This is a genomic window from Sulfurovum sp. bin170 (genome assembly GCF_010892395.1).
Lineage (GTDB): Bacteria > Campylobacterota > Campylobacteria > Campylobacterales > Sulfurovaceae > UBA1140.
The window spans coordinates 1-9,163 of sequence record NZ_JAACKB010000099.1 but is presented as its reverse complement, the minus strand read 5'-3'; the positions used below and the strand labels follow the sequence as shown (position 1 = coordinate 9,163).

Annotated in this window: 7 protein-coding genes; 5 read left to right on the top strand and 2 right to left on the bottom strand. The window is 37.7% G+C overall.

What is annotated here, in order from left to right:
* The first annotated feature begins 67 nt into the window (after positions 1-67).
* From GSY74_RS02360 to GSY74_RS02345, 4 genes are all read left to right on the top strand, one after another.
* Positions 68-1,777: a hypothetical protein gene (locus tag GSY74_RS02360; RefSeq protein ID WP_164663511.1), complete on the top strand. Its 1,710-nt coding sequence runs from the start codon at positions 68-70 to the stop codon at positions 1,775-1,777.
* A 223-nt stretch (positions 1,778-2,000) separates the two neighbouring features.
* On the top strand, positions 2,001-3,428 hold the full coding sequence (gene gatB / locus GSY74_RS02355) for an Asp-tRNA(Asn)/Glu-tRNA(Gln) amidotransferase subunit GatB (protein WP_164663510.1): 1,428 nt from the start codon (positions 2,001-2,003) through the stop codon (positions 3,426-3,428).
* 18 nt (positions 3,429-3,446) lie between these two features.
* The gene (locus GSY74_RS02350; RefSeq protein WP_164663509.1) at positions 3,447-4,982 is read left to right on the top strand and encodes an ion transporter; all 1,536 of its coding nucleotides are present in this window, start codon (positions 3,447-3,449) and stop codon (positions 4,980-4,982) included.
* Positions 4,979-5,674: a TrkA family potassium uptake protein gene (locus tag GSY74_RS02345; RefSeq protein WP_164663508.1), complete on the top strand. Its 696-nt coding sequence runs from the start codon at positions 4,979-4,981 to the stop codon at positions 5,672-5,674. The genes GSY74_RS02350 and GSY74_RS02345 overlap by 4 nt, the downstream gene beginning before the upstream one ends.
* 2 nt (positions 5,675-5,676) lie before the next feature.
* On the opposite strand, the gene tgt is transcribed toward GSY74_RS02345, so the two are convergent.
* The gene (tgt, locus tag GSY74_RS02340) at positions 5,677-6,795 is read right to left on the bottom strand and encodes a tRNA guanosine(34) transglycosylase Tgt (protein WP_164663507.1); all 1,119 of its coding nucleotides are present in this window, start codon (positions 6,793-6,795) and stop codon (positions 5,677-5,679) included.
* A 64-nt stretch (positions 6,796-6,859) separates the two neighbouring features.
* Here tgt and GSY74_RS02335 point away from each other — a divergent pair, with 64 nt between their 5' ends.
* Positions 6,860-8,272 (top strand): COG3400 family protein, encoded by a 1,413-nt coding sequence (locus tag GSY74_RS02335; RefSeq protein ID WP_164663506.1) that lies wholly within the window; start codon positions 6,860-6,862, stop codon positions 8,270-8,272.
* Between the two features lie 76 nt (positions 8,273-8,348).
* Here the strand turns inward: GSY74_RS02335 and GSY74_RS02330 are convergent.
* Positions 8,349-9,163, bottom strand: an 815-nt coding sequence (locus tag GSY74_RS02330; RefSeq protein ID WP_370518761.1) for a L,D-transpeptidase, incomplete at its 5' end; no start/stop codon positions are given.

Genomic DNA, 9,163 nt, shown 5'->3' with positions numbered 1-9,163 from the left:
GTTTTTAATTTCATTTTTTATTGACATTTTAGCATAATTTTTTTTCCGTAGTTTTCAGGATAATATATTGGATATAAGAGTAGATATATCAGCAGGTGCAGTCGTTTCTGTGCCTATCTTTGGCAATCGCAATATATGGCTACCATCAACTGTAACTATAGATGATAAAATAGCAAATCTAAATATAGATAGAAGTGGTGGGCTTTGGCTTATGCTCTCCAAGGGTGTGCATGAGGTTAGATTGAGTGGTACAGTCAAAGGGCATGAGCAGATTATGCTCTCATCTGTGCTACCTCTGCACAATCTAAAGAGTCTATCTACTGATAAATCGTGGCAGGTATCAAGTGATTATAAGAGTTATATAGAGATAAACAATCTAAAAGAGCAAAAAGAGAAAGAAAAAGAGAAAAGCCGAATTGAGCCGATGGTACAGGTAAGCAGAACACTCTATTTTGGTCAAAGATGGTATATTGATACAGAGGTAAAGCTATTAAATAGTATAGACAAACCACACAGACTTCTCTACAAACTCCTGCCAAATGAGTCAATATTAGATAAAGAGATAGAGCTAAAAGATGGTAAAGCAGTTCTGTATCTTGGTAGCAAAAATTCTTATTATCGTTGGCGTTCATCTATACCTATTACAGAAAATTTGGAGCTTAGTTTTAGCAAAAATAGTAAGCATATAGAGATATGGCAGATGGATATATCATCTATTTGGGATGTGAACTATGAAGGGATAGAGCCTGTTGAGCAGTTAAAAGTCGGTGCTATTTTAATGCCAAGGTTCAAGCCTTGGCAGGGTGAGAAACTAAAACTCACTATGCAAAAAGCAAAAGCTGTGAGCGGTGAAAGTCTGACCATAGAGTCAAGTAAGCTAAAGATTATGCAATCTGGTCGCTATCGAGATATGACACTAGATTTGAGTCTAAAGAGTTCAAAAGCAGGTCAATATACCATTACAATAGATGGAGCAGAGAAGCTCAAATCGACGCAGATAGATGGCAAGAGTCACTACCTAAAGATTAGCAATGGAAAAGTCTCCATACCTCTACAAGCAAAAGCCCAAAAGGTCAAACTCTCATGGCGAGAGGAGATAGGAGCTACGCAGAGCTATAAATTTCCACATATAGACCTAAGCTCTGATAGTGTCAACAGTAGTGTTCAGTTGACTCTGCCACATAACCGTTGGGTACTATGGACAGATGGACCAACTCTTGGGCCTGCTGTACTTCTTTGGGGAGTACTGTTAGCTGTTCTATTGTTTGCTCTGATTCTTGGCAGAGTCAAAGGAACTCCTCTAAAGACGAGAGATTGGTTACTACTAGGTCTTGGCGTTAGTACTACAAGTGTCTTTATTATGCTTCCTATTGTTATGTGGATATTTGCCCTTAGATTTAGAGAACAGAGAGGATTTGCACTCAAAGGGTGGCTTAGAAACTTCACTCAAATTGGACTTGTGATTTTGACATTTATAGCTTTGGGTACTATCATAGGTGCTGTATCGGCAGGACTACTTGGTAACCCTGATATGATGATAGTGGGCAATGACTCCTATGGACACTACCTAAACTGGTATAGTGACCGTATCTCTACTGCTATTGCAGAGCCTACTGTTATCTCTGTATCTATATGGTACTATAGGGCTTTGATGTTGCTTTGGGCTATCTGGATTGCGTTCTCTTTGATTCGGTGGTTGAAGTGGGCTTGGGAGGTATTTTCTGAGGGGGATATTTGGGTTAAGGCTGAGAAGAAAGTGAAAAAAGAGGTAGAGTAATGGCAATGAATTAAGGAGTGCAATGTTGAAATATAGCGAGGCTGAAGCCATCGGTTCCTTATATGCAATCTGCATTTTCGGAATCGGTGTGTTTACACCCGAACTATGTTGAATTTGAGATGTAAGACCTATTTTAGAAGCAACCCAAAAACCTATCTTTTAAACCAATCTATCTTTGGATATAATACACAAAAATTTTAATTATAGAAAAAAGGTTCATCTAATGTTCGAAACAGTCATCGGTTTAGAAGTCCATGTTCAACTCAATACCAAAACGAAACTTTTCTGCTCTTGTCCTACAAGTTTTGCAGAGCATCAAAACTCTAACACTTGTCCTACTTGTCTAGCTCTCCCTGGTGCTTTGCCTGTAGTTAACAAAGAGGCAGCGATTAAGGCTATGAGGCTTGGTTATGCTATCAATGGCAATGTAAATCATAGCTCTAATTTTGATAGAAAATCATATTTTTATCCTGATAGTCCATCTGCTTATCAGATTACACAACTTCACAAGGCTATTGTGCAAAAAGGTGAGGTGTTTATCGACCTAAAAGATGGTATGCAGAAGAGGATAGGGATGACCCAAGCTCACTTGGAGGCTGATGCTGGTAAAAATATACATGAGGGAAATCACTCAAAAGTTGACCTAAACCGTGCAGGAACTCCACTGCTAGAGATAGTATCTGATCCTGATATGAGAAACTCTGATGAGGCTGTGGCTTATCTGAAAAAGTTGCACTCTACTGTTCGTTATTTGGATATATCTGATGCCAATATGCAAGAGGGGTCGTTCCGTTGTGATGTCAATGTCTCTATCCGACCAAAAGGGCAAAAGAAGTTTGGAACGCGTGTGGAGATAAAAAATATTAACTCTTTTAAATTTGTAGCAGCATCCATCGCTTATGAGGTTCAGAGACAGACAGAGGCTTATGAAGATGGAGTTTATGAGCGTGAAGTTCGTCAAGAGACTCGGCTTTGGGATGTTGACAAGGGTGTTACTAAGTCGATGAGAGGTAAAGAGGAGGCGGCTGATTATCGTTATTTTCCTGACCCTGATTTAAGACCTTTGATTGTAACAGAGGAGATGATAGCAGAGGCAAAAAAGATGCCTGAACTTCCTGATGCTAAGGTCAAACGATATATTATGGAGTTGGAAATCAAAAAGGATGATGCTATGGTTCTCTGTTCTACAAAAGAGTTGGCTTACTTTTTTGAAGATATGTTAGAGACAGGGGCATCTCCTAAAAACTCTGTAAATTGGTTAAATACAGAACTACTTGGACGACTTAATAAAGTAGGTCTAAATATATCTACTTCATCTGTATCTGCTGTAAAATTGGGTGAGTTGGTATCCAAGATAGATGATGGTACAATCAATGGTAAAGGTGCTAAAGATATTTTGGATATACTTATAGATAATGAGAGAGATATTGATGAGCTAATTGAGTCTCTTGGACTTAAGCAGGTCTCTGACGATGGTGCAATCTTGGAGATTATCGACAAGATTTTAGAAGCTAACCAAGATAAAGTGGAGCAGTATAAATCTGGTAAAGATAAGCTCTTTGGTTTCTTTGTAGGGCAGACGATGAAAGCTAGTAGAGGCTCTGCAAATCCTCAAAAAGTTAATCAACTCTTAAAAGAGAGGTTAATATAAAATTTTAAAAGGGGTTTAGTGCTATCAAAACTAATAGTAAAATTTGCTTTTTTCTTAGATGGACTAGATTCATACCAAAAGAGTAAAAAATTTCTCTTTAATCTCTTGCAAAACCCTGACTATCCCTACAAGAGATACCTTGATATTTTGATGATTTTTCTTATTCTTACTTCGGTGGGGATACTGATTTATGGTGTTCGTAATCCTCTACCTGAGTGGATGGATATATATGATATATATGTGGTGTCCATCTTCTTTCTGACCGAGTATCTTTTGCGTTTTTGGGTCTATAATGATTTTCATAAAGCTATAATCAAAGAGTATAATCAGAGTGAGTTTCTATTGAAGCGATTCTCTCTTTGGGTTCCTATTAAAACGGTGCTAAAGGGAAAGCTTGAATATATCACCTCACTAACAGCTATCATTGACCTCTTGGCGATACTTCCTGCTTATAGACCACTTAGGATACTTCGTATTTTTGTTCTCTTTCGAGTCTTTAAGCTTCTGCGATATACCAAGAGTATCAAGCAGTTTGTGGAGGTTTTGGCAGATAAGAAGTTTGAGCTATTTACCCTGCTTCTACTTCTGCTTTTTATTGTGATGACGGCAGGGATTGCTCTTTATGTGTTTGAAGATAAGCAAAACGAGAATATCGGTACACTCTTTGATGCCTTTTATTGGGCGTTGGTGACTATCTCCTCTGTGGGTTATGGGGATATATCTCCTGTGACACAGCAGGGCAGGGCAGTCTCTATGCTTATTATACTAAGTGGAATTGCTATGATTGCTTTTGTCACCTCTGTGATAGTCTCTGCTTTTTCGGAGAAGCTAGATGAACTCAAAGAGAACCGAGTGGTGGATAATATCAATAAACAGGATGATTTTATTATTATCTGTGGCTATGGTCAGATGACAAAGGTTTTTTTGGAGCAGGAGCAGGAGTTGGGTAGTGCCTATATAATCATTGAGAAAGATAAAGAGAGGGTCGATATGGCAACCAAGGATGGCTACAATGCAATTCATGAAGATGCAAGTAAACATGAGGTTTTTAATAGATTTAATATAGACTATGCAAATATCACTCTTCTGTGTCTGACCAACAGTGATATAGAGAATATCTACATCACCCTCAATGCAAAGAGTGTCTCTAAAAATATCAGAGTCATAGCAAGAGCTACCGATGCAAGTATGGAGAAGAAGTTTAAACTAGCAGGAGTTGACCATGTGTTGATTCCCAATAAGGTGACCAATATGATGCTACTCATCTCAATCAATCAACCTGTAGTCTATAGTGGGATACACTCTATTTTGATGGGTAGAGATGTTGCACATATAGATGAGCTTAGAGTATCAGAGCGGAGCAGACTTATTGGCAAAGAGGTGCGTGAGATTAACTTTAAATTATATAAAATTCTTCTGATTGGTATAGAGAGAGGCTCTCATAGTGAGTTTATCTTCAATCCCAAAGCAGATAGAGTAATAGAGGAGGGTGATACTTTGGTGATGATGGGGCAGAAGATTAGTGTAGAGTATTTTAAAGAGAGTTCATCATGAGAAAAGAGGCATTTCTCTTTGGTTATGGGATACAGGGTGTCTCATTGGCAAAAGGTCTAAGGAGAGAGGATTTTGACCTTCACATTATAGAGGCTACAGAGGAGCCTTTCAGTAGAGCCAAAAAGGATGGTTTTGTCAATGTTCGTCTGCTAGATGTAACAGAAGACGCTAAATTGGAGAGATTGGATATTGGGGATGATAGCTACATTATCTGTGTGATGGATGATAAACATCTAAATGTCTTTTTGACTCTATCTCTTCGTTCTCTCTTTCCCAAAACAACCATAGTCGCAATCTCCGATTCTGTTCATACCACCGAGAAGCTAAAGATGGCAGGGGCTAATAGGATTATAGACCTATACCAAGTGAGTGCGGCTCATGTTCACAATATCTTGCAAAAACCCATAGCAACCAAGTTATTAGGAAGTTTTGTCTCTGATAGTTATGCTATATCTTTCAAAGAGATGCTCATCTCTCCCAACTCCTACCTAAATGGCATGATGACAGATGATGTCAACTTCTCTGAGTGTGGTGTGCTTCTGCTAGGGATTATAGAAGAGGAGTCTAGTGAGAAGTTTGTTTTTATTAGTAGTGGTATTGAACATCAGTTGCATAGTGGGGATACTATTATCTGTATAGGGTACAATGATGATTTGGAGAGGTTTGCAAAGGGGATGAAAGAGAGTAAATAGTCTTACTCTCTTTTGGCATAAAACTCTTTTTTAAACTCATCAAATCTCTTCTCTGCTATAGCTTGACGCATCTCTTTCATCAGATTTAGATAGTAGTAGAGGTTATGAATCGTTCCTAATCTATAGTAGGTAATCTCTCTAGCACGGAACAGATGACAGAGATAAGCCCTAGAGTAGGTTTTGCAAACCATACAACCACACTCTGGGTCTAGTGGTCTCTCATCCTCTTTGAATCTTGCCGCTTTTATGTTGACTTTTCCATACGAGGTAAATAGGGTTCCATTTCTGGCATTTCGCGTAGGCATCACACAGTCAAACATATCTACACCTCTTGATACATTCTCTACCAAATCCTCAGGTGTACCAACTCCCATTAGATACCTTGGTTTATCCTCTGGCATAAACTGTGTAGTCCACTCGACAGTCTCATACATATCCTCACTGCTCTCACCAACAGATAGCCCACCGATAGCAAAACCATCATAATCCAAAGCACAAAGCTCTTTGGCTGACTTCTCTCTAAAGGCTCTGTCTGTTCCTCCTTGGATGATTGCAAATATATTTTGTGTTAGTGCTTTACCCATTTTTTGATTGGCTCTGTGGTACTCTATAGACTCCTCTGCCCAACGAGTGGTTCTCTCTATACTGGTTTTGATTCTCTCTTGCGTAGCAGGAAGAGCCACAAGGTCATCAAGTATCATCATAATATCTGAACCTAGATTGTACTGAATATCTATCACTTTTTTGGGAGTAAAGTAGTGTTTGCTTCCATCTATGTGACTTCTAAAAGTGATACCTCCCTCATCTATTTCAACATTGTCAGAGAGTGAAAAAGCTTGAAACCCTCCACTATCAGTCAAAAAACTTTTTGGGAACTTCGTAAAACCATGTAGTTTACCCATCTTCTCTATAACATCATCTCCAGGTCTTAGATATAGATGATAGGTATTTCCCAAGATAATATTTGGTTTTATAAATGTTGTTAAATCCGTGGCATCAAGTGCTTTTACTGCTCCTACCGTTCCTACAGGCATAAAAACTGGTGTCTGTATGGTTGAGTGGGCTGTTTTAATGGTTCCCGCTCTAGCTTTGCCATCTCTTTTATCTATCTTAAAATCCATTGTGTTATAATTATCCTTAAATATTAGATTAAACCTAAAAAAGTATTATACCTAAAAGAGTTAAATGAAAAACATATTAATCCTCGCAAATAGTGAGATGGCAAAACATTTTCTAGAGTGGGTAGGCAAGAGTCGGATTGATAATAACCGTTATTATATCACCTGTAGTAATCATTTGAAATCAACAGTTGAAGAGACAGGTAACTTATCATTTTTGGCAGAAGACCCTACAAGCTATCTAAAACTTAAAAATATCATGAGTGAAATCTCTTTCTCTGCTGTTTTTATAGTGATGAATGACCGAGAGGAGGCTATCTACTCCTATAAAAATGTACGAATGTTATATCCTAAACTTCGTATTATATTTGTTAGTAAGTGGGATGATTTGGAGCTTGATGATAGTTATGTGAAGGTTATTAATGTCAATGAGTTGATGGCAAGTCATCTCTACGAGCATCTTCCAGATGTTCCCATTGTTGCTAAAAATATAGGTTTGGGTAGAGGTGAGATTATGGAGGTACTAGTTCCATTTGGTAGTTCATATGCATATAGACATGTAGGTTCAGTCTCTCACAGTAAGTGGCGTATAGCAGTTATATATAGGGCTCAAAAGCAGATTCTTCCAAGTAGTACAACGATGATAAAACCAAATGATAGGATGATAATTGTAGGGAATCCTACGGTTTTAGAGGGGGCATATAGAAGAATCACTAGAAGAAAAGGGCTGTTTCCTGAACCATTTGGCAAAAATCTCTATCTTATTATAGATATGGATCACGAGAAGGAGGATATTATACTACAGCTTAATGAGGCGATTTTTCTTCTCAAACAGCTCTCCAAGAGTAGACTCTATATTCGTGTGACACATGTGACCTCTTTAGAGCTTTTAGATGAGCTAAGAGAGTTCGAGACGGACACGATTCAGCTTCTAGTCAACTATCACTATGATAAACTACTAAATAATATAGATTATGATACTGTCTACTATGATATAGGACTCTTTTTAATAGATAACTCTCTATTTAAAAGCTCTCTACAGGATAGACTCTATATGCAGAAACGCTCTATCTACCTCTTTGGTGAATATCCTCTATATGATATAAGCAAAGCAGTGATTTTAATGGGAGACGAGGAGGCGATGGAGTCTATCTCCTCTTCCGTATTTGACCTCTCAGAGAGGTTGGGGTTGGAGTTAAATCTCTGTAACTATGACCCAGAAGGTGATTTTTCAGAGAAAAAAAATATTATAGAACACTATGAGCGTCTATCAAATCTTTATAGTTTTCATATAGATATAGTAGAGAAAAAATCTAATCCTATAGTAGAGTTAAGAGATGCAGATGAGATTTTACATATCGTACCATTTAACAGGTCGGTTCTAAAAAAACCTATTGCTAATTTCTTTTCTCGAAAATTTTCGCACTATTTTTTAAGTATCAAAAAACACCCACAGCTTTTGATACCTGTTGAGGAGTAGGGGATTGTAAGTACCTACCCAAAATTAATTTCAAAAAGATTAGAATCGGAGACTTTAGTCCAAGAAGTTTAAAATTTTACTTTAAGTTATTATCAGCAATTTTTTTTGCTATCTCACTTTGAGGCAACTGCAACAGAAGTGGTTTTTTATCTCTCTTAAGCCACTTCAAAACAGTAACTATCTCACCCTCTCTCATCGCAGTACATCCAGCAGTCCCTTTGCCATTTTTGTTTCGTATATGCATAAAGATACATGAACCTGCATTAGCCACTTGATTTGAGTTGTGATTTACTGTAATACCATACTTATACAGGTCATTTTTCAACTTCATATGCTCAAAACTTTTATAATCTTTTGCAGTCTTGGTACTATCTATTATGGTGTTATAGTGCTTAGATTTACTATCATCGACACAGTGGTCTGTCTCTTTGTAGGCACTATATGGGAAATCTATCTCAAAATTATCATACCCAAATCCATTACCCAACGCAAAAAGTCCAGCAGGTGCTTTTCCGTCTCCCTCTTTTTTTACATATTTTGCATCTTTTGGCACGGTGTGTAGTCCTACTCCCCAACCCAAACCATTTCTGCCTAAAACAATGGTTATAGGAGTTCCTACTTTTTTCCAACTCTTATCCCCTCTCTCATATCGTTGAAGCTCTCCATCTTTTGTACTCCAATTAGCTGTTGTTACCATAAGTAATTGGCTACTATCAGAGGGAAGCGTAATCATATTTTTATCACCTACGGTAGGTTCTGCTTGACAAGCTGTAAAGAGTGCTAAACTCAATGTTAATGTATGTAGTTTTTTTGGTCTAGAAATATTAAATTGCCCAAGACCTTCCGAAATACTTTTATCAGTATTTTTATTTTCTTGAATAGCAGCTTTTT

Excerpts from the sequence above, each read along its gene's own strand:
- GSY74_RS02345 (WP_164663508.1), top strand. The coding sequence starts at position 4,979 with ATGAGAAAAGAGGCATTTCTCTTTGGTTATGGGATACAGGGTGTCTCA.
- tgt (WP_164663507.1), bottom strand. The coding sequence starts at position 6,795 with ATGGATTTTAAGATAGATAAAAGAGATGGCAAAGCTAGAGCGGGAACC.
- GSY74_RS02335 (WP_164663506.1), top strand. The coding sequence starts at position 6,860 with ATGAAAAACATATTAATCCTCGCAAATAGTGAGATGGCAAAACATTTT.
- gatB (WP_164663510.1), top strand. The coding sequence starts at position 2,001 with ATGTTCGAAACAGTCATCGGTTTAGAAGTCCATGTTCAACTCAATACC.